Source organism: Pseudodesulfovibrio nedwellii, assembly GCF_027923765.1.
GTDB classification, from domain to species: Bacteria; Desulfobacterota; Desulfovibrionia; order Desulfovibrionales; family Desulfovibrionaceae; genus Pseudodesulfovibrio; species Pseudodesulfovibrio nedwellii.
This window is the reverse complement of record NZ_AP026709.1, coordinates 60,447-85,901: the sequence shown is the minus strand read 5'-3', so window position 1 is coordinate 85,901 and position 25,455 is coordinate 60,447. Positions and strand designations below refer to the sequence as shown.

At 49.1% G+C, this 25,455-nt stretch carries 23 protein-coding genes and 1 tRNA gene; 11 read left to right on the top strand and 13 right to left on the bottom strand.

Translation table 11 applies throughout. From position 1 onward, the window contains the following. The first annotated feature begins 2 nt into the window (after positions 1 to 2). From SYK_RS00410 to SYK_RS00390, 5 genes are all read left to right on the top strand, one after another. Positions 3 to 1,088 carry an ABC transporter ATP-binding protein gene (locus SYK_RS00410; protein WP_281761653.1) on the top strand — a complete coding sequence of 362 codons (1,086 nt, stop codon included), beginning with the start codon at positions 3 to 5 and terminating at the stop codon, positions 1,086 to 1,088. Between the two features lie 12 nt (positions 1,089 to 1,100). After that, positions 1,101 to 1,973, top strand: coding sequence for a carbohydrate ABC transporter permease (locus SYK_RS00405; RefSeq protein ID WP_281761652.1), 873 nt, complete (start codon positions 1,101 to 1,103; stop codon positions 1,971 to 1,973). Further along, positions 1,970 to 2,773, top strand: coding sequence for a carbohydrate ABC transporter permease (locus tag SYK_RS00400; protein ID WP_281761651.1), 804 nt, complete (start codon positions 1,970 to 1,972; stop codon positions 2,771 to 2,773). Before SYK_RS00405 ends, SYK_RS00400 begins: the two co-directional genes overlap by 4 nt. Positions 2,774 to 2,788: 15 nt before the next feature. After that, the gene (locus tag SYK_RS00395; RefSeq protein ID WP_281761650.1) at positions 2,789 to 3,067 is read left to right on the top strand and encodes a DUF2160 domain-containing protein; all 279 of its coding nucleotides are present in this window, start codon (positions 2,789 to 2,791) and stop codon (positions 3,065 to 3,067) included. Positions 3,068 to 3,170: 103 nt separating this feature from the next. After that, positions 3,171 to 4,898 (top strand): ABC transporter substrate-binding protein, encoded by a 1,728-nt coding sequence (locus SYK_RS00390; RefSeq protein ID WP_281761649.1) that lies wholly within the window; start codon positions 3,171 to 3,173, stop codon positions 4,896 to 4,898. A 137-nt stretch (positions 4,899 to 5,035) separates the two neighbouring features. Here the strand turns inward: SYK_RS00390 and SYK_RS00385 are convergent, their stop codons facing one another. Both SYK_RS00385 and SYK_RS00380 read right to left on the bottom strand, forming a co-directional pair. Continuing rightward, positions 5,036 to 5,929, bottom strand: a complete 894-nt coding sequence (locus SYK_RS00385; protein WP_281761648.1) for a sugar phosphate isomerase/epimerase family protein — start codon at positions 5,927 to 5,929, stop codon at positions 5,036 to 5,038. A gap of 438 nt (positions 5,930 to 6,367) precedes the next feature. Further along, complete coding sequence (locus tag SYK_RS00380; protein WP_281761647.1) at positions 6,368 to 7,921, bottom strand: sigma-54 interaction domain-containing protein; 1,554 nt, start codon at positions 7,919 to 7,921, stop codon at positions 6,368 to 6,370. Positions 7,922 to 8,178: 257 nt separating this feature from the next. On the opposite strand from SYK_RS00380, the gene SYK_RS00375 reads away from it, so the two are divergent. The 4 genes from SYK_RS00375 to SYK_RS00360 all read left to right on the top strand — a co-directional run bounded on the left by SYK_RS00375 (position 8,179) and on the right by SYK_RS00360 (position 13,116). Then, positions 8,179 to 8,934 carry a FadR/GntR family transcriptional regulator gene (locus tag SYK_RS00375; RefSeq protein ID WP_281761646.1) on the top strand — a complete coding sequence of 252 codons (756 nt, stop codon included), beginning with the start codon at positions 8,179 to 8,181 and terminating at the stop codon, positions 8,932 to 8,934. An 18-nt stretch (positions 8,935 to 8,952) separates the two neighbouring features. Further along, positions 8,953 to 10,590 carry a choline dehydrogenase gene (betA, locus tag SYK_RS00370; RefSeq protein WP_281761645.1) on the top strand — a complete coding sequence of 546 codons (1,638 nt, stop codon included), beginning with the start codon at positions 8,953 to 8,955 and terminating at the stop codon, positions 10,588 to 10,590. 15 nt (positions 10,591 to 10,605) lie between these two features. Then, positions 10,606 to 12,081 carry a betaine-aldehyde dehydrogenase gene (gene betB / locus SYK_RS00365; RefSeq protein WP_281761644.1) on the top strand — a complete coding sequence of 492 codons (1,476 nt, stop codon included), beginning with the start codon at positions 10,606 to 10,608 and terminating at the stop codon, positions 12,079 to 12,081. Between the two features lie 84 nt (positions 12,082 to 12,165). Further along, positions 12,166 to 13,116, top strand: a complete 951-nt coding sequence (locus tag SYK_RS00360) for an ABC transporter substrate-binding protein (protein WP_281761643.1) — start codon at positions 12,166 to 12,168, stop codon at positions 13,114 to 13,116. A gap of 121 nt (positions 13,117 to 13,237) precedes the next feature. On the opposite strand, the gene SYK_RS00355 is transcribed toward SYK_RS00360, so the two are convergent. The 9 genes from SYK_RS00355 to SYK_RS00315 form a co-directional block, all read right to left on the bottom strand. Then, positions 13,238 to 14,179: a DNA-processing protein DprA gene (locus SYK_RS00355; RefSeq protein WP_281761642.1), complete on the bottom strand. Its 942-nt coding sequence runs from the start codon at positions 14,177 to 14,179 to the stop codon at positions 13,238 to 13,240. Between the two features lie 2 nt (positions 14,180 to 14,181). Beyond that, positions 14,182 to 15,042: a hypothetical protein gene (locus SYK_RS00350; RefSeq protein ID WP_281761641.1), complete on the bottom strand. Its 861-nt coding sequence runs from the start codon at positions 15,040 to 15,042 to the stop codon at positions 14,182 to 14,184. A 327-nt stretch (positions 15,043 to 15,369) separates the two neighbouring features. Further along, positions 15,370 to 15,463 (bottom strand) — tRNA-Ser (locus tag SYK_RS00345). Positions 15,464 to 15,550: 87 nt separating this feature from the next. Beyond that, positions 15,551 to 17,062 (bottom strand): ribosome biogenesis GTPase Der, encoded by a 1,512-nt coding sequence (gene der / locus SYK_RS00340; protein WP_281761640.1) that lies wholly within the window; start codon positions 17,060 to 17,062, stop codon positions 15,551 to 15,553. Between the two features lie 101 nt (positions 17,063 to 17,163). Further along, positions 17,164 to 18,216 carry an S-methyl-5-thioribose-1-phosphate isomerase gene (gene mtnA / locus SYK_RS00335; protein ID WP_281761639.1) on the bottom strand — a complete coding sequence of 351 codons (1,053 nt, stop codon included), beginning with the start codon at positions 18,214 to 18,216 and terminating at the stop codon, positions 17,164 to 17,166. A gap of 169 nt (positions 18,217 to 18,385) precedes the next feature. Further along, positions 18,386 to 19,819, bottom strand: a complete 1,434-nt coding sequence (gene gatB / locus SYK_RS00330; protein WP_281761638.1) for an Asp-tRNA(Asn)/Glu-tRNA(Gln) amidotransferase subunit GatB — start codon at positions 19,817 to 19,819, stop codon at positions 18,386 to 18,388. A gap of 9 nt (positions 19,820 to 19,828) precedes the next feature. Beyond that, positions 19,829 to 20,473: a DUF4254 domain-containing protein gene (locus SYK_RS00325; RefSeq protein WP_281761637.1), complete on the bottom strand. Its 645-nt coding sequence runs from the start codon at positions 20,471 to 20,473 to the stop codon at positions 19,829 to 19,831. Continuing rightward, positions 20,466 to 21,815 (bottom strand): MltA domain-containing protein, encoded by a 1,350-nt coding sequence (locus tag SYK_RS00320; RefSeq protein ID WP_281761636.1) that lies wholly within the window; start codon positions 21,813 to 21,815, stop codon positions 20,466 to 20,468. The genes SYK_RS00325 and SYK_RS00320 overlap by 8 nt, the downstream gene beginning before the upstream one ends. A 34-nt stretch (positions 21,816 to 21,849) precedes the next feature. After that, on the bottom strand, positions 21,850 to 23,613 hold the full coding sequence (locus SYK_RS00315; RefSeq protein ID WP_281763296.1) for an ARMT1-like domain-containing protein: 1,764 nt from the start codon (positions 23,611 to 23,613) through the stop codon (positions 21,850 to 21,852). A gap of 348 nt (positions 23,614 to 23,961) precedes the next feature. On the opposite strand from SYK_RS00315, the gene SYK_RS00310 reads away from it, so the two are divergent. Beyond that, a complete protein-coding gene (locus SYK_RS00310) occupies positions 23,962 to 24,372 on the top strand; it encodes a DVU0524 family FlgM-associated protein (RefSeq protein ID WP_281761635.1) in 411 nt (136 codons plus the stop codon). A 27-nt stretch (positions 24,373 to 24,399) separates the two neighbouring features. Next, positions 24,400 to 24,708 carry a flagellar biosynthesis anti-sigma factor FlgM gene (flgM, locus tag SYK_RS00305; protein ID WP_281761634.1) on the top strand — a complete coding sequence of 103 codons (309 nt, stop codon included), beginning with the start codon at positions 24,400 to 24,402 and terminating at the stop codon, positions 24,706 to 24,708. Positions 24,709 to 24,733: 25 nt separating this feature from the next. Here the strand turns inward: flgM and fliW are convergent, their stop codons facing one another. Together fliW and csrA are read right to left on the bottom strand one after the other, a co-directional pair. Further along, positions 24,734 to 25,153: a flagellar assembly protein FliW gene (gene fliW / locus SYK_RS00300; RefSeq protein WP_281761633.1), complete on the bottom strand. Its 420-nt coding sequence runs from the start codon at positions 25,151 to 25,153 to the stop codon at positions 24,734 to 24,736. Further along, positions 25,153 to 25,395, bottom strand: coding sequence for a carbon storage regulator CsrA (csrA, locus tag SYK_RS00295; RefSeq protein ID WP_281761632.1), 243 nt, complete (start codon positions 25,393 to 25,395; stop codon positions 25,153 to 25,155). Before csrA ends, fliW begins: the two co-directional genes overlap by 1 nt. Positions 25,396 to 25,455 lie beyond the last annotated feature (60 nt).

Below are 25,455 nucleotides of genomic sequence, written 5' to 3'. Positions count from 1 at the left end.
TCATGGCGCGCATTGAACTCAAGGAAATCAAGCATAGCTATCGCCCAGATCCGGTGGACGAAGACGACTTCGCGCTCAAGCGAATCCACACGGTTTGGGAAGATGGAGGTGCCTATGCCCTGCTCGGCCCATCAGGTTGCGGCAAGACCACGATGCTGAATATCATATCCGGATTGCTGAAACCGTCGCACGGCAGCATCCTCTATGATGGAGAAGACGTATCCGCCTTGCAGCCTGAACAACGGAATATTGCCCAAGTCTTCCAGTTCCCTGTCCTATACGATACAATGACAGTGTATCAGAACCTCGCATTTCCCCTGAAAAACAGAGGCGTACCCAAGGCGGACATCAACAAGCGCGTTGACGAAATCGCCGAGGCCCTCGACCTGAAACAGGACCTGCACAAACGTGCCGCAGGACTTTCCGCTGACGCAAAACAGAAAATTTCCCTTGGCCGAGGACTGGTCAGAAGCGATGTCGCAGCCATTCTTTTTGATGAGCCGCTCACCGTCATCGATCCGCATCTCAAATGGGATCTTCGTCGCAAGCTCAAAGAAATCCACAAAGAATTCAAACTGACCATGATCTACGTTACCCACGATCAAGTGGAGGCAATGACCTTCGCAGATCAGATCGTGGTCATGTACGAAGGTGAAATCGTCCAGACAGGTACACCGGAAGAACTTTTCGAAAGTCCGGATCACACATTCGTCGGCTATTTCATCGGTAGTCCAGGCATGAACTTTCTTGAATGTACAGTGACCGACAACAAGGCTCTGGTCGACGACGTTGCCATCCCCCTGATTCCTTCCTACGCCGAAAAAGCCACTCAACAAGGCGGCAAACTCAAAATAGGCATTCGTCCCATGTACGTTGGAATTCACGACACGGAAGTTGAAAACAGTATTGCCGCTCAGGTTATCGGCATTGAAGACCAGGGATTTTGCCGTATTATCACTGCTCGATTCGGTGACAATGATATTAAAGCCAGAATCAAGGACAACCGGAACATCCCGAATGGCACGTGCTGGCTGACCTTCCCACCGGAAAAGACAAAGATTTACTGCGACGAAAGACTGGTTAAATAATGGGAGGCAACTGTGAATAAATGGAACAATAATAAAGCATGGTTTTTCATTCTCCCGGTCTTTATCATCGTAGCTTTCAGTGCGATCATTCCGTTGATGACCGTTGTCAACTATTCAGTGCAGGACATCTTCGGGCCAGGACAACGACTCTTCGTTGGCGTCGAATGGTTCAAGGAAATTCTACAAGATGGACGACTCCATGACGCTTTGTGGCGGCAGTTGGCGTTTTCGGGCCTTGTCCTGCTGATTGAAATGCCCCTTGGTATCGCCATCGCATTGACTATGCCCAAAAAGGGATGGGCAGCTTCCGCGTGTCTGGTCATTCTGGCCCTGCCGCTGTTGATTCCCTGGAACGTTATCGGAACAATCTGGATCATTTTCACCCGACCGGATATCGGCCTATTCGGCTATCTCGTCAACGAAGCCGGTATTTCGTTTGACCACACAGCCCACGCATTTGACGCATGGACAACGCTCATGCTCATGGAAGTCTGGCACTGGACGCCACTTGTTGTCCTGCTGGCCTACGCAGGGCTTCGGGCCATTCCCGAGGCATATTATCAAGCAGCCAAAATTGACGGTGCCTCGGCCTGGGCCATATTCCGTTTTATTCAGCTCCCCAAAATGCGTGGAGTTCTGACCATCGCTCTGCTGCTGCGGTTCATGGACAGCTTCCTGATTTACGCAGAACCCTTTGTCCTCACCGGCGGCGGGCCCGGTAACTCCACAACGTTCCTGTCTATCTATCTCGTCAAAATAGCTGTCGGTCAGTTCGATCTCGGCCCGGCTGCGGCATTCTCGTTGATCTACTTCCTCATCATCCTGTTGTTCTGCTGGCTGTTCTATCAAGCTCTTCAGGCAGTCGGGACAGGAGAAAAGTCATGATAATTAAAAAAAGAACCATCGGACTAATCATCTATCTGGCACTGTTGTTCCTCCCTATTTACTGGATGCTCAACATGTCTCTTCGCACCAATGCGGATATTATGGGTGCCTTTGCATGGTATCCAAGCGACCCGACTCTTACCAACTACATGAAGATTTTTACCGATCCGTCATGGTACTCCGGGTACATCAACTCTATCATTTATGTGACCATCAACACGGTGATCTCAGTACTGGTTGCCCTCCCTGCGGCATACGCCTTCTCTCGATACCATTTTATCGGAGATTCGCAGGTGTTCTTCTGGCTGTTGACCAACCGCATGGCACCACCTGCGGTCTTCCTGCTGCCTTTCTTCCAATTATATTCGACATTCAACCTGATCGATACGCACATCGCTGTCGCCTTAGCGCACTGCCTATTCAATGTGCCGCTCTCGGTATGGATTCTTGAAGGATTCATGTCAGGTGTCCCAAGAGAAATTGATGAAACAGCCTTCGTTGACGGCTACAGCTTCCCACGATTCTTCCTCCGGGTTTTTGTTCCGCTCATTCGTGCAGGAATCGGTGTCACCGCATTCTTCTGTTTCATGTTTAGCTGGGTAGAGCTTCTCCTTGCTAGGACACTAACAACGACTGCGGCCAAGCCTATTGCTGCAACCATGACGCGCACAGTAAGCGCCACTGGACTAGACTGGGGCCTGCTGGCCGCCGCCGGAATCCTGACCATTGTGCCGGGCGCACTGGTCATCTGGTTTGTACGTAACCACCTCGCCAAGGGTTTTGCCCTCGGCCGGGTTTAAGAAAAGGATACGGATATGAATCTGGAATGGATGGCATGGACACCGGTCACGGCTGGGTTCTTTTGCGTCATCGCCTTGATGCTCATCGGGATGACAATATGGGAAGTAGTTTCTCCATGTGTGGCCAGACGCGGTGTACTGCCGCTGACCACAACTCGTGGAGACCGCCTTTTCATCGGGCTGCTGGGCAGCGCATATATACATTTATCATGGATTGGACTGACTGATTTCAGCGTTTGGATTGCAACGGTAATATCCGTGTGTTTTCTCATTGTGGTCATGCGTTGGGGATAACCCCGACACACGACACATTACCAAGCCCGTATTGAGAGAACCTACGGCTGTGAAGAGGTACTAGAGGTAGAGGTGTTATTTTAATCAGCATACGGAGGTACGTATGAAGTTGCGGCGTTTATTGATGACAGGCGTGCTCACAGTAGCATGCCTCAGCCTCGCAAGTGTCGGTTTTGCCGACAGCAAGGCTGCCAAAAAATGGATCGACAACGAGTTCCAGCCATCCACTTTGACAAAAGAGGAACAAATGAAGGAAATGCAGTGGTTCATCAAAGCCGCCGCCCCCTTCAAAGGCATGGAAATCAAAGTTGTCTCTGAGACTATCCCCACACACGAGTACGAATCCAAAGTACTCGCCAAGGCTTTCTATGAAATCACCGGTATCAAGGTCACACATGACTTGATTCAGGAAGGTGACGTCATTGAAAAACTCCAGGTCCAATTCCAATCAGGCGAAAACGTCTTTGATGCCTACATCAACGACTCCGATCTGATCGGTACCCACTTCCGTTCCGGCCACGTGGTCAACCTGACCGACTGGATGGAGAACGAAGGTAAATCCGTCACTCTGCCCACCCTTGATATCGACGATTTCATGGGTAAATCCTTTACCACCGGTCCTGACGGCAAGCTCTATCAGCTGCCTGACCAACAGTTCGCAAACCTGTACTGGTTCCGCTACGATTGGTTCCAAAAACCTGAGCTGAAAAAGGCATTCAAAGCCAAATACGGCTATGATCTGGGCGTCCCGGTCAACTGGTCCGCTTACGAAGATATCGCTGAATTCTTCAGTGAAGATGTCCGTGAAATCAACGGCAAGGCCATTTACGGCCACATGGATTACGGTAAGAAAGCCCCGGACCTCGGCTGGCGTTTCACAGACGCATGGCTGTCCATGGCCGGTGCTGGCGACAAGGGTATTCCCAATGGTAAGCCCGTCGACGAATGGGGCATCCGTGTAGAAGGTTGCCGTCCTGTCGGTTCTTCTGTTGCCCGTGGTGGCGCCACCAACGGCCCCGCTGCCAAGTATGCTCTGCGCAAATACATGGACTGGCTGCGTAAGTACGCCCCTCCGGGCGCTTTGGGCATGGACTTCTATCAGTCTCTCCCCAGCCTTGCCAAGGGTAACGTTGCCCAGCAGATATTCTGGTACACCGCCTTTACCGCTTCCATGGTTCAGGAAGGAACTCCGGTCGTCAACGCTGATGGTACACCCAAATGGCGTATGGCTCCGTCCCCGCATGGCCCATACTGGGAAGAAGGCCAGAAACTCGGTTATCAGGACTGCGGTTCCTGGACCCTGCTGAAATCCACTCCGATCAAACGTCGTCAGGCTGCATGGCTGTTCGCACAGTTCTGCGTCGCCAAGACCACGTCCCTGAAGAAAACCCACGTTGGTCTGACCCCCATCCGTAACTCTGACATCCACGACAAGTCTTTCACCGAACGCGCTCCCAAGCTGGGCGGTCTGGTGGAATTCTATCGCAGCCCGGCCCGCGTCGCATGGACGCCTACCGGCACCAACGTTCCTGATTACCCGAAGCTGTCTCAGCTCTGGTGGCAGAACATCGGTGAAGCTGTTGCCGGTGAAGTCACCGTCGACACCGCCATGGACAACCTCGCCAAGGAACAGGACAAGATTCTCATGCGCCTCGAACGTGCAGGCATCCTCGGTGATTGCGGTCCCAAGCTGAACAAGCCCCGCGAAGAATCCTACTGGCTGAACAAGCCGGGTTCCCCCAAGGCCAAGCTCGCCAACGAAAAGCCCAAGGGTGAAACTGTCGATTACGACAAGCTGCTCGAAGCATGGAAGGCTGGCAAGGTTAAGTAACCAACTCTCCATACAATGAAACACAAGGGGACGTTCTGAAGAACGTCCCCTTTTTTATAGCGTACAATGACGCCGTCAGCATTCATGAGCACTTACCCCCCTCCGAAAAGCTTTCTCCCGAAGAGGCGTTAATCTTCTTACGCTCCTATATTGAGAACTTCACGGGCGTACTTAATACTTCTGATGCAGGCATCCAATTCTTTTTCTCGTGCGACCTCAAGAGAATCTTCCCCCATATCCCATTCGATTTCGAAAGTGATACGGTCTGTCGGAGACAACTCTTTTATGGTGTTATAGGTCTTGAAACAATCGATATCTCCATCACCAAGTGCGACACCATGAAACCGAATACCGAACTGATCACGATCAAGTTTGTGATCGCAAAAATGATTTGAAAAGGCATACGGTGCCAATTTCGCCACAGCTGTTTCCGGGTTCTCCAGAACACCCATGGAATTCACCGTATCAACACAAGCCCCCACCAGCGGATGATTAATTCTTTCGATCAACCACAGAATCTCATCAGCAAAAGTTTCAGTATGATTCTCCAAAGCCAACTTTATACCGGTCTTCTCCAGCAAGGGAAGCGCAGCCTTCACCTCGTCATAGACAGCGCAAAGCTGTTTCATAACATCGGGATGAAAACAGCTGCCATAAAGCGGACGAGGGCGACGTATATCCAGACTGATCTTGCCCAAATCCGCACCTATCTTTTCAGCGATATGGATACCTTCCTCCACGCTGTCGCTCAAACGGGGATCAAACTCTTCATCCAACGAGAAATTATATTCCAGATAGAGACCTCGGGCTTCAGCGGCTTCCTTGACTTCTTTCAAACGCTGATCGTCTTTGGTTTCCAAATCACAGCCGGTAATATGAAGCCCGTCCAGCCCCCATTCCACAGCTCTATCCATCAGCTGAATCAAATTCATCTCCTTTGGACGCGGTTCCGCTATCATACCCCAGTTTTGACCGAGTCCCCAAAGATGCAAAGTATAGGTGTGTAGTCCCAATTTCATTTTCTTTCCCATAACGAGGTCTCCTGAATGAAAGTTGCTATGAATTCTACGTACAATCTTTTGGCAACCCTCAGACGGTTTCAAAGGATGCACCAAATCCATAATTCGTTGGTATTCAAGGCGACAACCATGATCTCCCAGATGTCGCGCCACTCTCAAAGCCCTTCCGATACAATTTCATGGACATTTGCCCATCAAATTCCGAGCCTTTTGATCAAGAGATAGCAACGGACATGCCACATACGAAGGCAAAGGGGAAAATCAATGCAACCATTTGATAAAACTTATAAATATTTGATGGAAATAAAAAAAGAAATAAAAAAGGAAGGAAGTATACACAATCAGATTGTGCTATTTTAAAGCTACATTTTAAAAAAGCAAAAATATTTCAAAAACCCTTTCACAAAATTCTCGAAAACCGTTCAGTATGTCTTGAATGACGCCTCGTATTTACACAAGAAAATCGCTTCTGCGAATGTCGTGTTTTTTCATCTTGTAATTGAGCAGTTGAGGAGAAAGTCCAAGCTTTCTGGCGGATCGTGAAACATTCCCTTGATAGAATGTCAACATCTCACGAATTGTTTGGCTCTCATTTTCAGCTTGAATTTTCGCCAGAGACTTATCTTGCGGGCATGCTGTAACCGAAGAATCTGTCGGGAAAACAACATTGAGTGAATTGGCGGGGCTAACGTCCCTCCTCCCAGTCTGACGAGAAGGAGACACGACTTCGTTAGATGGAGAAACGATCGTTTTAGAAATATGAGTTGGCAAATGTTGAATGGTAATAGCTTCGCCATCTGTGACCAAATTTACCGCTCCTTCAATGACATGTTCTAATTCTCGAACATTGCCGGCCCAATAGTAGTTATGAAATATATCCATCACATCGGCTGATATAGCGTTAATATTTCTATCGAGAAGAACGCTATATTTGTACAAGAAATGACGAATCAATTTTTCAAGATCACCCATCCGCTCCCGAAGAGGAGGAATTCGAATAATCAAAACGCCTAGGCGGTAGAGTAGATCGTATCGAAGAGCCCCTCTTTCTGCGGCTTGATGAGGGTCCTCATTCACTGAACTTATGATCCTGATATCCATGTCGGTTTCTTTCAAAGAACCAACACGGCGCACCTTTCGCTCTTGAACCACCCTCAACAACTTGGCCTGCAATCCGATGGACATTGAGTTTATCTCATCAAGAAACAACGTGCCGCCATCGGCCTGTTCGAATAGCCCTTGCTTATCCATGGCTCCGGTAAAAGCACCTTTGGCAGTGCCAAAGAGAATTCCTTCCAACAAATGCTCGGGAATAGCCGCACAATTGATCGCGGTGAACGGCTTGTCTTTTCTCGCGCTTTTGTTGTGAATGGACTGAGCCAAAAGCTCTTTCCCGGTACCGGTTTCGCCGTAGAGCATGATGGAAGAAGGCGAATTCGACGCCGTACGGGCAGACTCCACTGCTTTGACAAATTCTGAGGACTTTCCAATGATATCCTTAAACGAAAATCGTGTTCCATTTCCCAGATCACGACTCTTGGCGGGAGTGGCCGGAATATTAAAAGTCCGTAGTTCTCGGCTTGCGTGAGGTTGGGAAATAGTTTCGAAAGTCTCCCGAGTAATGCTGTAATCTCTCACGAAACAAATCGTACCGATCAATGTTTCATGGGAATACAGAGGATAAACATTGTGTATGGAATTAACTATCTTCCCTAATCTTGTGCGGTAATAACAGGCAAAGTTATCGACAATCTCCCCGGATTCAACACATTTCATAATGGGAGTAACGTCATCATCCACGCGGTAATAGTCCATAACCTTTTGTCCGATCACATCATTCGGATCAAGATTATCGATACGCGCCTGAACATCGTTGAAATACAAAATCTTGCCGACAGTATCCGTTATAACCACTCCCATATAAAACTGGTCGAGGATGGCAAGAAAAGGAACGGAGCCGGGGTCAATATTCGGGAACAAATCGTGTATTGCAGCTGGTTTCATCGTACATCTTTACCATTTGAATTATCAGATGAAATCAGCGTACCAGTATATCAAAAATTAGAAAATACCTATAACCCAATGATCTATTTTTAATACCCGGCCCTCCTGCTATTACCCGACGCCTTCTTGACTGAATCGGATTAACATGCCTACAATGGTCCGACCAAACATCGAAGAAAATAGCTTCAAATCTCGTTTTTACGCCATACAAACACGAATAGGTAGTACCATTGCCTCACGATATCAGTATTCAAACCATGTTCATTCCCGTTCAGGCCGGACGTGCCAGCGAGGAAGTCGCTCTCCAAATTGAAGCAGCCATCATGGATGGACGTCTGTCGCCCGGCGAACGTTTGCCAAGCGAAAGGGAGATGCAATCACAATTTGGAACCGGGCGCGGCGTCGTTCGTGAAGCCATCAAAATCCTAAAACAAAAAGGACTCCTTGAGGTAAAAAAAGGGGCCAAGGGCGGAGCCTATATACGACAAATGGATGTCGATAATGTTTCAGAATCCCTTGCCTTGTTTCTCAAGCAAAATCCTGTGAACCCGGAAAAGCTCATCGAATTTCGCGAGACCATAGATAGAACGATTACGCAACTCGCCATCGCGCATGCAGATCAAACCGAAAAGGATGAATTGTTCAAAGAAGCACTTCGTTTGGAATCAATGCTTCGGGAAGACGAGCCAGACTTTATCGCTAGCAGTGAGCTTGATCGGAAATTAAACATCATGTTGGCTCATATGGCCCGCAACCCGCTTTTCGAGTGGATCATGCACGCCATTCAAATGGGATTCAGTTCCCATGACTACGCCTTGTACGAAGACGCGACCTACCGCGAAAGGGCAGCAGCCAACTGGAGTGATACGGCGCGTGCAATCGCTGAAGGCGAACTCATGCGAGCCTTGGCTTTCATCGGGCACCACTATGTGCTCCTGCGCCAATGCATTGATGAAAAAGCAGCCCTCACGAATGAGCCGGATGCCGAATTCCTCCAAAAAGACGAACAATAGCAAAAAGAGAAGATACAAATGAAAAGATATGATTACATAATTGTCGGTGGCGGCTCCGCAGGTTCTGTCCTTGCCAACCGCCTAAGTGCCAATCCCAAAAACAAGGTCCTCGTCCTTGAAGCAGGCCTGCCTGACTTCAAATTCGATTTCCGCATTCATATGCCTGCCGCATTGACATACCCCCTGACGGGAAAGACCTACAACTGGTGGTACGAATCCGAGCCGGAACCCCACATGAACAATCGCCGCATCTATCAGCCACGAGGTAAAGTGCTTGGCGGGTCCAGCTGCATCAACGGCATGATCCACATCCGTGGCAACGCCATGGATTACGAAAAGTGGTCCAAGGAAGATGGACTGGAAAACTGGTCGTATGCCCATTGTCTCCCGTATTTCAAACGCTTTGAAGGCCGCACAGCCGGTGCAGATGAATATCAAGGAGCTGTCGGCCCACTCTATCTGACAGAACCGGAATGCGATAATCCACTCTTCAACGCCTTCTTCAATGCAGTGCAGGAAGCAGGCTATCCATTGACCAAGGACGTTAATGGCTACCAACAAGAAGGCTTTGGAAAATTCGACCGTACCACCTACCAAGGCCGCCGTTGGAATGCCGCCCGCGCATATGTCCATCCTGTCAAGAATCGTCGCAATCTGACTGTCAAATGCAAGGCAATGACAACGCGCATTTTGTTCGAAGGGAAACGCGCCGTGGGAGTGGAATACACTCGCGCCAAACAGGTCATGAAGGCGTACGCCGGTGAAATCATTTGCTGCGGTGGGTCCATCAACTCCCCCCAGTTGCTCCAACTCTCAGGGATAGGCAACGGCAAAGAACTTTCTGCACTCGGTATTAATATGGTTCAAGATCTTCCGGGCGTTGGTGAGAATCTTCAAGATCATCTTGAATTGTACGTCCAGTATGCCTGCAAAAAACCGGTGAGCATGTACCCTGCGCTCAAATGGTATAACCAACCGTGGATTGGCCTAAAATGGCTCCTTGCGGGCAAAGGCGAAGCGGCAACGAACCACTTCGAGGCGGGCGGCTTCATTCGCAGCAACGACCAGCTTAAGTACCCCAATATCCAATATCATTTCCTGCCCATCGCCATCCGTTACGACGGTTCTGCTCCTAACGAGGGACATGGATATCAGGTCCACGTCGGCCCCATGAACACCGATGTACGCGGCCATGTAAAAATCAAGTCGTCGGACCCGAAAGAATATCCGAGCGTCCGGTTCAACTACCTTTCCACTGAACAGGAAAAACGTGAATGGGTCGAAGCCATCCGCAAAACTCGCGAGATCATGACTCAGTCTGCGTTCGATGAATTCCGAGGCAAAGAACTTGCTCCAGGGATACAGGCCCAGACAGACGAGGAAATTCTGGACTTCGTGGCGAACGAAGGAGAATCAGCCTACCATCCGAGCTGCACCTGTGCCATGGGCACCGGCGACATGGCTGTCACTGATCCGGAATTACGCGTACACGGCATTGAAGGGCTGCGTGTGGTTGATGCCTCGGTCATGCCCTACGTGACCAACGGCAACATCTACGCCCCTACCATGATGATCGCAGAAAAAGCTGCCGACTTGATTCTTGGTAATACGCCATTAACTCCTGATAACGCCCCCTTTTACAAGCATGAAAAGTAACCTGCCGGAGTAACCATGATCAAAGGCAAACTCTATATCAACGGCCAATGGATCGAATCGTGCTCCGGCAAGGAACGCGACATACTGAACCCGTTTGACGCTTCGACCATTGCGATGGTCGCCGAAGGAAATCGCGATGACACCAAAGCGGCCATCAAAGCGGCACGCCATGCCTTCGATCAGGGAGGCTGGCCGCAAACGCCAGCATCTGAACGGGCAAAACTCCTCTTCAAATTAGCCGACTTCATCGAGCGCGACCGCGAAGAAATGGCCCGACTGGAAAGTCTCGACACAGGAAAGACTGTGGAGGAAAGCCGGTGGGATATGGATGATATCGCGGGTATTTTCCGTTACTTCGCAGGGCTGGCAGACAAGGACGGCGGCGAGGTTATCGCCTCACCCAACCCGGACTCGACCAGCACAGTGATACGTGAGCCGGTGGGTGTCTGTGGACAGGTATCCCCTTGGAATTACCCACTGCTTCAGGCTTCATGGAAGATGGCCCCAGCGCTGGCCGCAGGATGTACCATCGTCATGAAACCAAGCGAGATCACCCCGCTGACCACCCTCAAGGTAACAGAACTCGCTGAAGAAGCCGGATTTCCGGCTGGTGTCATCAACACAGTGCTCGGCCCCGGCCCGGAAGTGGGTGCAGAACTGGCTGAGAGTGATGACGTCGACCTCATTTCCTTTACTGGCGGTATTGCCACCGGCAAGACCATCATGCGGGCCGCAACAGGCAACGTGAAAAAAGTGGCCTTGGAGCTGGGCGGCAAAAATCCCAATATCATTTTCGATGACGCAAACTTTGACCTTGCCGTGGACTACGCCCTCAACGGCGTTTTCTTCCATGCAGGTCAGATATGCTCTGCTGGCGCCCGAGTCATGGTACAGTCCGGCATCCACGACCGCTTTGTGGAAGCCCTGCGTCAGCGCATGGAGCGTATTGTCGTAGGCAACGGTTTCGATGAAAAGACCCAAATGGGACCGCTTATCTCCGCCGCCCATCTCGCCAAGGTAAAAAACTACATTGAAATAGCAAAAAACGAGGGTGCCAAGCTCCTTCTGGGTGGAACACGCCCGACTGATCCAGCCCTGCAAAAAGGGTATTTCTGCATGCCGACTTTATTCTCCGAATGCGCGAATGACATGCGCATTGTGCAGGAAGAAGTTTTCGGCCCCGTCATCACGATCGAACGGTTTGATACAGAAGAAGAAGCCATAGAACGGGCCAACGACACCATTTACGGTCTGTCCGCAGGATTCTGGACCAGCAATGTCGACCGCATCGAACGTGTTTCCAAGGCGCTCCGTTTTGGAACGGTGTGGGTAAACGACTTCAATGTATACTTCGTGCAAGCCCCTTGGGGCGGCTACAAACAATCCGGCTTGGGCCGTGAACTCGGAAAAATCGGCCTCGAAGAATATACCGAGGTCAAACACATTTACCGCAACTATGCCACCAAACCCATCAACTGGTTTGGCGGCTGAGCATAAAACCACGCGCACATTCGTGCGTATGGGAATGGCTCCCTAATCAGCAGCTGTCCCAGTAATTTTAACCGTGGAGGTTTAATGTCTTCTGGCCTTAAGCGGATTATCTTCGCTTCGTTCATCATCGCAACCCTTTTCTGCTCCGCCTTCGCTGCACACGCAGCTGAAAAAATTACCGTCGCCAGCGTCTCATGGACCGGAGTGACCATTAAATCGGAAATCGCTGTTTCCGTTCTCGAAAGCCTTGGCTACGAGTCCGAGAACAAAGTCTTCTCGGTGCCCATCACATACACTGCTCTTGCCAGCGGCGATGCCGATGTGTTCTTTGGAAACTGGATGCCTTCCATGGCCAACATCGCAGACAAATTCTTCAAAACCGGCAAGGTCATCAAATACGTCGCGAACATGCCCGGCGCGAAATATACCCTCGCCACACCGACCTTCTGCGCAAAAGCAGGCCTCAAAGACTTTAGCGATATCGCCAAATTCGGCGACAAGCTCGATTGGAAAATTTATGGCATCGAGCCAGGCAACGATGGCAACATGATCATTCAAGATATGATCGACAAGGACATGTTCGGACTTGGCAAATTCAAGCTGGTTGCTTCCAGCGAAGTTGCCATGCTCGCCCAGGCCCAAGCCTACGCCAAAAACGATAAGTGGATCGTCTTCCTCGGCTGGGCTCCGCACAGCATGAACGAACGCATCGACATGACCTATCTCACAGGTAGCACAGACCAGACCTTCGGCGGCAACAATGGCACCGCAACGGTCTATACCAATATCCGTAAAGGGTTGGAACAAGACAACCCCAACGTGGCCAAACTATTCAAGAACATGACCTTCCCTGTGTCCATGATGAACCAGATCATGACTTCCGTTCACAATGACAAGACCATCGGTCTGAGCAAAGCCGGTCTCAAATGGCTCAAGGCCAATCCCGCCACATACGAAAATTGGCTCAAAGGCGTCACCACCGCCGACGGCAAACCGGCCACAGCATCCTTCAAAGCATACCTGGATTCCATCTAGGTAGAACACTCATTCTGAGATTTAAGGGGAGGGCTGCATATGCAGCCCTCCCCTTTTTTTGAATTCATCAATTGCACAAAAAACAATGATCTAAAGAACTCAGCACGCATTAGACTAAATGCTAAATCAGTTGCAACTGTTTGCTGCTGGTCGAACAGAACTCCTCGGCGCGATTAACGGCTCGCATAACACCATCAATATTAGGTTTACCATGACGATTTGCCCGAATTGCATTTGCTCCTTTTGAAAGAAAATAGCGATTGCCTTCCGAAGAAACATTATCAACTTCGTAATCTGCAAAAAATAACGGAACTCGATGCTCGATGGCATCCATAGCAGCAGAAAACGTTCCACCTTTCATGGCAGCCTCGATAACCATCATGGCCTTGGACAGCCCTAAAATGGTTCTATTTCTTTGCATTGCATTTGATACGAACCAACGTCCGGTAGGAAAAAACTCAGAAACAATTACGGCCCTGTCTTCATCAAAAAAATCTTTGATCTCTTTTTTTATACGAAAATTCTGGATGCCCTCAGCCAAGACTATTGTTGTAGTACCACCATGCTCTAAAGCAGAAGTATGCGCTTTCATGTCTACGCCATTGGCATAACCGCTTGAAACGTTTACCCCCTCTTTAACCAAAGCCTCAGCGCACAAAGCGGCAACCAGCAGCCCTTTCTCTGATGCTTTTCTGGCGCCACAAAACCCCACAGACTTATCATCCAGAATATCTAAATTCCCTTTAGCAAAAAGGACAGGTGGAGCCGCATCCCCCAAGGTCATTTTTAAACGCATAGGATAGGAGTCATCAATGATGGGCAAAACAGACACAACATTATCTTCAAGCGCTTTGCTAAGATCACTCGCTTTAAAATTTAAAATCCGTTCCGCAAGCTTCTGCCCTAGGCCGAGTTTCATAACTACTTGCTCAACGCTCATCCCCAACATATCGGCAAAAGACGATTTGCTAGCAATCAAACCAGCAAAAACCTTTCGCAATCCCTTAGGGCCAAGCCCTTTGGTTTGGAGCAAATGTAATATGATTTCGGTATTTGACGGCATTCTTATTGATTATCCGTATCTCTCATAAGCTTCACACAGCAAAGTCCGTGAACTTCAGGGCACCCTAGACTCTTAAGATATTTTGCATACGACCACAACGTCGTGCCAGATTGATAGTTATCCTCAATGACAATGACTGGCATCCAGTGTTTCTGATCGGTCTGCCTACCAACTTGCCCAGCAAGCAACTCCTCCCACTTTGCATACTTCTCAGCTATCGGAAGACTCTTGAACTCTGGCTTTTCTACATTCAACCATGTGTCAAGCACATGACACTTCAATTTTCCGCCAGCACTGTTGATCTCCGCAGCCACACCATGCGCTAATATCTTCGGCAAATAATATGGTTTGCCTGAATATGGCGGTACGTAGGATATAAAAATACCGGTCAGATGTTGCCCATATGGAAGCTGCTTGGCAATGATAGATAAGGCTGAGATTAAACCGCGAATCGAGGGTTCATGCCGATTGTATTTGGCCTTGTTAAACATCTTGCCATAGTGAGTCTTGTCATTTTTCTCAAAATCAAAAATATATTCAATGGCTGTGCATGAATCCAATTCGTTTGAGAAATGCTCCGTTATATTTCGATTTATCTTGATGATAACTACACGCTTATGAATCTTGATAAACCGCTCAATTCGCTTCGCCTCTTGTGTGGCAGGTTTTGCCAACTGGTAAACCTTGTTGGTTTGCATAAACGACCGCGGAGGCACTTCCACCATTTTTGCAAAAACCTCTGACTCTAACTCCTGAAATATTTCAGCATAATACGGAGGTAAAGACAGAATGTATTCAGTTCCGTTCTCCTCGAAGGACTCACCTTGAAGGGTGTTACGAGAAGAAGGAGGATTACTAGGCATTTCTGCTCCTAAGTTTTTTTAGAACGCACTAAATAATTACCCGTCGATATCAAAAATTAACACTACTCCCGGTTCAATATTATTTCCAGCAAAATCAATATAAAAAACCATGGAAGTCGACAAATCAAAAAGGCGATCGCGTGGTCATCTTTTCTTATCTTTACGACCGCCCCCCCCCCAGCACGCTACCTGTTAGCTCTTTTTGGGGATCACTGAAAACCATTCCCCAAACAAAATGTTCACACTTTGTTCCACACTCCCCTGTTTACACCACCCAAAACACACCCAAAAAAGGGCTTACGATTTACATCGTAAGCCCTTAAAATATGGCGGAGAAGGAGAGATTTGAACTCTCGATGGAGTTTAAGGCCCCATACACGCTTAGCAGGCGTGCGCCTTCAGCCAACTCGGCCACTTCTCCTATCCCGAACCTGTTGTTGGTGACAACAACGTGTCGAGGAAAAATCGTCTACACTCTTCAACGGTTCCTTGTCAACAAAGAGAACCGTTATTTACCTCTTTTCCCTCTCTTTTCTTTCTCATCTTTTTCATCTCTGCGCCGCTTGCTCTTGAGAGCCTTGTATTTGGTCTCATGACGACGGGTCTTGGCACCGCCCATGCGTTCACGGCCCGGACCACGTTTGCCCATAGAGGAAATGCCACGACTCTTCTGCCATTCCTTCTTGTCATGACTGGACCGGAACACAATATTCACAGGCGCGGTCTTGATGCCAAGCATCTTGCGGAACTGGTTTTCCAGATAACGGACGTAGGATGTCTTGACGATGGCGTGATCGTTACAGAAGAACACGAATGTCGGAATTTCCTCGTCAGCCTGGGTCACATAGAAAAATTTAGGTCTGCGACGCTTTACAACAGGCGGCTGTTGGCGCTCCAGTACGGCCTGAAGCGATCTATTAAGGATTCCGGTACCAATACGAATCTGGCACTCCTTACGCATGGCCTCGGCGATGGGAAGGAGTTTTCCAATACCCACGCCTTTCTGTGCACTCGTCATGACGATGGGGACGTGCGGAATGATACGCAATTCATTTCTGAATGCTTCCAAAGCCCGATTGGTCTCATTACGAGGGACCAGATCAGCCTTATTCACCACCACGATAAACGGGGTCTTTTCCTTGGCCAAAAATTCGATGAGTCGTTTATCCTGCCGCCCAACCCCGAGGGTTATATCAATAGTCAGGATGGTCACATCAGATCGTCTGGAGTTTTTCAGGGCACGAATAACGCTGATCTTTTCCAGATGGTCCTGAATATTGGCCCTTCTGCGAACGCCCGCCGTGTCAACGAAGGTATACCGCTTATCCCGCTTCTCGAAAGTAACGTCAATGGAATCACGGGTGGTTCCAGCCACATCGGAAACGATAAGCCGATCCTTGCCGATAACCGCATTGATAATGGAAGACTTACCGGCGTTGGGACGGCCGAGCATGGTCAGACGCAAACCTTTTTCAATACCGTCGTCTTCATCTTCAGGGATATTCAGATCAATAACGAACTGTTTCACCCGATGACGCACTTCATGCAAATTATAACCATGAGCAGCGGAAACAGGCATAAACTCGATACCAAGCTCATGAAATTCGCCCGTCATTTGAGGGGCAAACTCACTGCCGTCCACCTTATTCACAAGCATGAACACAGGCTTGCCGGAACGACGCACATATTCTGCAGCTTGCTGATCAAGCGGAGTCAGACCTTCCTTGCCGTCCACCACGAAGATGATGGCATTAGCCTCTTCAATGGCTTCCTGAGCCTGTTCAAAAATCTCGTCTTCAAAATCTTTGGACAATTCGGGTGTGGCTTCTGATTCAAGCACCATACCGCCAGTATCGACGAGATCAAAACGCACGTCACCCATCCGGCATTCGCCATAGATGCGGTCGCGCGTCACTCCCGGCAAATCGTGGGTAATGGCCCGCGCTTTCCTGAGTAGACGGTTGAAAAGTGTGGACTTACCCACATTGGGGCGACCCACAAGGGCGACGATTGGCAGCATATTGGCTCCAGATTATAAAAATGACGCGAGAACGATAAGATCCCGCACTTCCGTTAACAGGGGAAGCGCGGGATTAGCCTATCTTTAAAAGAATGTCGAGTCTATCCTTCCGGGTAATCCGCAAAGAGTTTTTTGATGGACTCGGTGTATGGCGGGTACAACACACCTTTTTCCGTGATAATACCAGCAATAAGATCATTGGGAGTCGGATCAAATGCGAGGTTATAAACCTCAACGCCTTCGGGTGGAATACGATGATCGCCGATATGCGTTACTTCTCTGGGATCGCGGTCCTCAATAGGCACATCGTCACCGGACAACGTCTCGGTATCGATGGTATACTGCGGAGCGGCCACATAAAAAGGAATGTTGAACCGATCAGCTATAATGGCTACGCCGAAGGTACCAATCTTGTTCACGGCATCCCCGTTAGCAGTAATACGGTCAGCGCCGACCACCACTTTGTCCACTAATCCACGCTTCATGAGCAATGCGCAGGCGTTATCGCAGGCGACCTTTACCGGGACACCATCCTTATGCAGTTCATACGCGGTCAGGCGTGCGCCCTGCAAAAACGGACGGGTCTCGTTGGCAATGACAGACACTTTCTTGCCCTGATCAATGGCACCACGCACCACGCCCAGAGCCGTGCCGTATCCGGCAGTAGCCAGCGCACCGGCATTACAATGGGTCATGATGGTATCGCCATCGTCCATGAGTTCTCCGCCAAACTTGCCGATAAGCTCGCACATTTCGATATCGCCGACATGGATTTCCTTGGCTCTTTCCAGCCAGGTTTCCAGCAACTTCTCAAGAGAAACATCACCAGCTTCTTTCCAGATACGACGCATCTCGCGCACGGCCCAACGCAGGTTGACTGCGGTCGGGCGGGCATCATGAATCTGGTCGAGCTTGGCCTCAAGATTCACCTTCCAGTCGCCATCCATGCCCTGAACTTCGCGACCAGCCAGATAACAGCCATAGGCAGCGGTCACGCCGATAGCGGGCGCACCACGCACGACCATAACCACCAGAGCGAAACAAATATCGTCCGTGGTCTTGCATTCGAACCAATCCTCGCGATTGGGCAAGAATCGTTGGTCGAGAAGAATAAGAGCGTCTTTTTCCGAGGAATATTGAATATGTTCAGTCATTTTTTTGCCTCCGGCGGCTCAAGAACCTTTTGAAAAAGGCTCTTAAGAATCTCCAAAACTTTGTATCGTGGCGCTCTATGTTTCAAGGTCAGCAAAGGCCCATATGCGCCGATTGGGTTTTAGTCAAAATTCAATGCATGATCAAAAAAGGGAATTCTAAAAATCTCGATTATGAGAGTTTTTCTTGAATCATCTTGGTCACGATTCCGGGGTTGGCCTGGCCTTTAGAAAGGCGCATGACCTGTCCCATGAAAAAGCTCATAAGTTTTTTCTTGCCGCCCTTGAATGCTTCCACTTCAGAAGGATTATCAGCAATAACCTGATCAACCATGGCTTCCAGTTCACCGGAATCAGACATCTGCGCAAGCCCTTTGGCCTTGACGTATTCTGCAGGATCATCACCGGACTCACAGAGATCACGGAAAATATCCTTACCGATCTTGACGGAAATGGTCCCGTCATCAACCAACGTAAGCAAAGCTGCCAGCTTTTCAGGCGAAAGCTTTACATCGCAGGCTTCAGACTCAACTTCATGACAGAACGGCAGCAATTCGCCGACCACCCAGTTGGTGACCTTCTTGGCTTCACCGTTGTACGCCTTGACTGCAGCTTCAAAATATTCAGCAACAGTTCGATCAGTTGTGATCAACGCAGCATCATAGTCGGCCAACGTATATTCGACCATGAACCGTTCACGCTTATCACGGGGCAACTCAGGCAATTCAGACTGCCACTGTTTGACCCACGCTTCATCAAGAACCAACGGAACAAGATCCGGATCCGGGAAATAGCGATAATCGTGCGCCTCTTCCTTGCCACGCATGGACTGAGTGATGCCCTTGTCCACGTTGAAAAGCCGAGTTTCCTGCACAACTTTTTCACCATCTTCTACGAGATCGATCTGACGATCCACTTCATACTTGATGGCCTTGAGAATATGCTTAAAGGAGTTGAGATTCTTCAACTCCGCACGGGTTCCAAATTCTTCCTGTCCATAAGGACGAACGGAAATATTCGCATCACAACGAAAGCTCCCCTCTTCCATGTTGCCGTCACAGATACCAAGGTAAAGGAGGACGGACCGAACTTCCTTGAGATAGGCAATCGCTTCCTCGGCACTCCGCATATCCGGCTCAGACACGATCTCGATGAGCGGTACGCCGGTCCGATTCAAGTCCACAAAGCTGGCATTATCAGCCGCAGAATGGATACTCTTACCCGCGTCCTCTTCCATATGGATACGAGTCACACCGATACGTTTCTTTTCGTCGTCAACTTCGATATCGACATGCCCATGTTCACAGATAGGCAGTTCAAACTGGGAAATCTGATAGCCTTTGGGCAAGTCGGGATAAAAATAATTCTTACGCGCAAATACGGACTTGAGGTTGATCTCGCAATTGGTAGCAATCCCCATCTTGGTCGCGTACTCGGCCACCTTTTCGTTAAGTACGGGCAAGACACCGGGCATACCGGAACAGACTGCACACACATTCTCATTAGGATCCTTTCCAAATTCAGTGGAACAGGAACAGAAAATCTTGGTCTTGGTCTTGAGCTGAGCGTGCACCTCAAGGCCGATAACGGTTTCGTAGCGGGACATGTCGCTTACCTATGATTTATTTTTGTAGAGTTCCGGGTTCAGACTGGGGTCATTGTACATCTTGAATTGGAAATACACCTTGGGCTTCTTGGTGCCTGCAGCGTATTCATCAATCAATTCCAAAATGGCCTGCCCCAAATCTCCATGTTGGCGCACCAAGACTTCGACTTTAGCATTACACTGATCCACATGGGCTTCATCGACATCCTTGCGGCTACACTGCTCTTTCATATGAAAAATCTTGAGTGCCTGAATGGACAATCTGTCCAAAGCGGCCCCTACGGTCTCAGTGTTGTACCTTTCGGCAGCATCACCGGGCAACAACGGAGAAAGCATACCGATCAGACACTCATCCACCCGCTCGATCAAATCGTTGCGCTTCTGGTTAAGCTTATCGATGGCGTATTTGCAATCAGCGATGACCTTGGCTTCCACGTCTTTACGACGGGCGCGATCTTCCACATGCCAGAGCTGAAAATTGGCCCAGTGCTGACGAGCTATGAGTTCACGTAAACCGGGCACCCCGTTCAAGTCGTCGGCAGGGTCTCCCTCATACACGGGTTCGCCATAATGCCAATCCATCACAGACCGGGTCTGGTGAGCGATTGCGTCCTGAAGAGTCTCTTTGGTAATGTCTATGGTAATATCAGCCATTGATGAGTGCTTCTTTGCTTATAAGGAGATACACGGTGGCCTCTGTTTTTATATTGTTGGCAATGGGCTCCACCGCGTTTCCCTCGCCTATGTAATAATCCACCCGCGTTCCACGGATGGCTGTTCCTGTATCCTGAGCCAGCCCGATGCCAGACACTGTCCGCTTGCCGATTGGTCGTCCGTCCCTGGCTTCAGGAATCTCGGCTTCAAAGGCGAGCAAACTGCCAAGCGGCAGGAGCTTTCGGTCTGTAGCCAGTGAGACCATCGGCGTCAACGGCTTTCCAATGGTCCCTTCGGGCGGCGAGTTCTCTAAACGAAAGAAAACATAGCTCCGATTTTCCGCCATCAATTGAAACATCTTTTCGGGATTCTTGGCAAAATAGGATTTAACATGTCCTTTGGACAATTTCCCTTGAGGAAGCAATCCCTGCGAATGAAGAATACGTCCAAGGCTTCTAAAACCGTATCCATTCTTGGCCCCGTACAGCACATTTCTTGTGGTGCCATCAGGCAACCGTAGCCGCCCACACCCTTCCACCTGCATGTAGAAAACATCAATGGGATCTTTAGCCCAGGCTATTTCCAATCCACGCCCAGTCAAGACCTTGTGTACATCCATATCGCCACGTTCATAGTAGGGCAGAACACGGCCCTTTTCCACTCGATAAAACTGCTTGTACCCGCGCACTTTGCCATAACGAAGATCTTCAGGAACGCCATAAATCGGGAATTCATATCCGGGCTGTCGGGTTAGACTAGCCTGAATCTCCGGCGTATAATACCCTGTCATAACAGGTTTTTTCCGCATACCGTACCAAACAAAACGCTGGCCAAGCAACTCCGGGGCATCATCAAGGTGTGGCAATAAATCAAGAAATTCTTCCAGTGAACAAACAACCTGTCCCCAAGTCAAAACCATACCGGGCCGTACCAGTGCAGGGCCATCCTGATCCATATTCAAAGCGTATTCAAGGCTGCGTTGAACCGGCCCCTCCAACGCTGTCCATGACGAAAGCCCCTGACTAGCGATATCAATCCGAGCAGTACTCTCGGCTCCTTCAACATTGGATAACGGGAAAAACATGTCACAGGCAGGAACGGACTCTGGTTCACGAACCATGCGCAAAGTCAATTTATCTGTGACTCGGGAACCACACAGACTACCGGAACACGCTTCCTCAACCAATTCCACAGACTTCTCAGATTCCACCGCAGGAGGAGATTCAACCTTGACGCGAAAGAACGAACCATCCTTCACGCAGGAAAAGAGTGCCGCCATGCACAACATTGCGACCAAAAGCCGCATCGTTCGCCATGCAAAAATGTGTATGTGTGCTTTCATATTCCACATTTGTTGAAAGTCTGACTTAGAACCTCTATCCACACGAATCAATAGCTACATCACAGAATTTACCCACCCCGTACTCCCGCCTACGGAAGAACTTTTCGGGGTTCGGCCCGATTATCTGCAACTCTGGATGCACCCTCTGAACATCCAAAGCAATGTGCATTTCCTTGGTGCATCCGGTCGAATAAGTAGCATCTTTGCCGGTCCATACCGGCGGGACCTTTCGGCCCATCAACTCAAAGCTCTTCTCAATATCGAAATACGTCTGGAAACGCCAGACATTGATGTAGCCGCTTCGCTGGACCTTTTCCCACATGAACATCAGATCATCGGCATCCATACCCTCTTCAAAATGCTCACCAGGGTTGATAATATAGGCATCGTCAAGTTGTGAACGAAGATGCTCCACGAATATGGTAATAACCTTGATGGCGGCCTGAGTCTGACCGGGCACAGAGCCGATGATACCAGAGTAAAACATAACAGTCTTACCCAGAGACCGGGCAACCCGCATCTCTGCAATGATTTCATCCGCCTTGGCTGCGATATACTGCTCACTAAAAGAAACAATTGATTCAGGTCTGGGACGATAGTGCAAATGAAATTCGCCATGCTCGTCCCGATAAAAATTCACTATATCCCGCGTAAAATCATGACTGCTCTTGATAAGCCGATTGTGCACAGCCTGCCCCTTGGCCAAAACCAAATCACACTCTTTCCAAGCACGAGCAAAAGTCACAGACGCACGATAGGGATTAAAACGTTCCCGTGTACCGTCAGAAATAACAACAAAAGGATGCTGTGCCATGATTCCCAGCAATTCGTTCTTGGAGAGCCTGTCTTCGCTAACAAATTTCGCTCCGCTAAACGCCTTGGCCAACAACGGATCATTATCGCGATCCCAGAATGTCGGATGCTCGAAATAAAACCCTTCTTTCAAGGCCATGACCACGCGATGCCCCAACCGCAAAAGAGTCTGGACCACCTGCAAGTCAAACAAGATGCCACCCGCCCGATTGGGAAGATAAAGAATACGGTGACGCTTTTCTCTATCCTTGCCCAATCGTTCAAACACATCATGAAAGAGTCGGGAGCCTTCCTTGACCTCTTCAGACAGAACAGACGATTTAAGCGCTTCTGGCGTAAACGTCTCGGGCATCCAATGATCCGTCATGGTGGAAATCCGCATGAGCCGTTCAATTTCAACCATATCTATCTTGAAACGAAGATCATCAATACGACCGGGCTGTTCGACATTCGCCAGACAACCATTGACCATGGCATCAAAGACATCACTTTCTACTATCTCGGAAGCCTTACGATTCAGGGCCTTGCGAATATCCCTGTACGGGTCATCAATACCGCTCTGAGTCATAAAAATAGTAATAAATCGCTTCATCAGACGTGACGGTAAGATAATGGGGGAGGCGAGAACCATCCGAAACTTGTGCCGAGCCAGTTGAATAAAACGCCGCGCAATCTCTCTGTCAGTACAAAAATTACGGGACAGACTGATAAAAGTCTTCCACTGGACAAGATATTCTTCCAGCAGACGCTCGGGCAGGCCATCCTCAAGGAGCATACGAAACATCCAATCCGAACACGGGGCATAAAATTCCCCTTCCTCAAGCGCCATCATAAAACGAATCTGTTCACCCGATGCATTTTTATCAGGATCAATGGAGTACTCAAGATGATTCTCGGTCATGAAATGAAGTAGCAACGCATCAAGGGCTGCATCCTGGCCGTATTGGATGTCACGAATCGATTCTATATGCCGGGCCAATCCCATGCTCACCTCGCAGGTCGGATTTCCATGTTTTTCAAGTCCCTGATACAATGCCTGACCACCGCCCACATGTCACCCTCCTTGCCAACGTAAACAACGCAGAGAGAATTGGGCCTTTTGCGGAAGAAAAAAACACGTAAAAATCATTTAATTTGTAAATAATCGTTTTTTTTCTTGTGAGTCAAAGTATGAACAAATTTATAGTTAATCTTACAAAAACATTCAACCTTTTCTCAAATTCACCATTTTCAGCCTGAATTTAAAAACCACTTTTCTAGATTTTTTCCCGGTTTCACCCTAAAGTTTTTTTTACAGCAGTCGATCCTAACAATTAAGGAAAGGAAAAAAACCGTGAATGTATCGTCTGCCAATGTTCGAAATATGTTGCGAACCTATGGGAAGCAACTTACGAGCGCGAAACGTCTTGCACGTTTCCGGCAGGCAATGGGTGATGTCGAACCTCTGGACGACATCGCCAAGCAGGCAAAGCGCCGCGAATTAGTAGAGCGCATTGCACACGAGGTCATTGAAAACTTGATCGTCAACTCCGAACCGTCCCCGGTGGTTCAAGCTGTTCTTGCCCAGCTTGAACGGGAATTCGGATGCCGGTACATCTTCGAGTATCCCCTTGAAGGCGGCGACGTTCAAATATTGAAAGAGACACGAAGTGGTCCGCATGATATCGAGGGTTCCGAAAGGAACAAAGTCATGCGCCGCTTGTGGGAAATAACATTGTCAAAGGTGGACGACACCATGCTTTGATAGCCCCGTATACACGGGAGGAATGTCATGGTTATCAAGAATATTGTAGGGGATCAGAACCCTTACGCAAACAAGAAGATCGAACGGCCACAGGCCAAGGATCCGCAGCACACGCAGGAAACCTCCAAGGGTTCCGGTGAAGTTGCCGACCGAGTAGTCCTGTCCTCCGAAGGTCGACTGCGGGGTGCAGCCCTTCAGACGGCAAACGAAGCACCTGATGTCCGCCGTAAAAAAGTGGATGAGCTCAAAAAGCAGGTTCAAGATGGTTCTTACAAGCCGGACCTGAAAAAGGCCGCCGCGAATCTCATTCGTGACGACCTCGATCTTCTCGTTTAATCTGTAAGGAAACCGATCGACTTACTTAGCCCTTAATCGGATTGAAGTGCGTGGGATACCCGGCTTCGGTCTGTGGAACCTGAAGACCTATTCTTGCCTCGGTGTTGATAACAATCGGCCCCTGAAGGTTCAGAGTAGTGTCTTCGGGTTTGTCTTGTGGAATGGTCACCGTCACCAATATCGCCAACTGACGAATATTCTCGACCTTGAGAGCCTTTCGGTCGATATTTTCGATCTTCACATCATAATCATCAAGAAATGAATAAGGGTCTGCCACAAGGAGACCGAGTCCCGAATCGGTTATGCACTGCAACAGCAGAAAAGGCGAGTCATCGCTCTTAACGCTCAGAAGTGCAAACTCGCGTTTGTCTTCAAGCCCCACGAGTCCCCGGGGGAAATAAATGATACCTTCGGAGCTCACTTCTCGCTCGCCCAGTCGCGTCATTATTTTTTGTGTTCTTTCTTTTGCCATAGCGCAGCCGCCGCGAGCAGGTCATGCTGACTAATCTCCAGCGCCTGCTTGTTCTGTTCCTTGATCTTAAGATACACCTCTTCCCGATAGACAGTCATGTCTTCGGGTACATCCAGGCCGATTTTTATCTGCTTTCCCTGAACACTCAGGATCTTAAGCTTGATATTATCGCCCAAATAAAGGCTTTCTCCCGGTCTCCGGGTCAGTATCAACATGTGATTCCTAATTCTTTCCTTCGAATTGTCCGCATCACGCGAAACATCTGTGCCGACTAC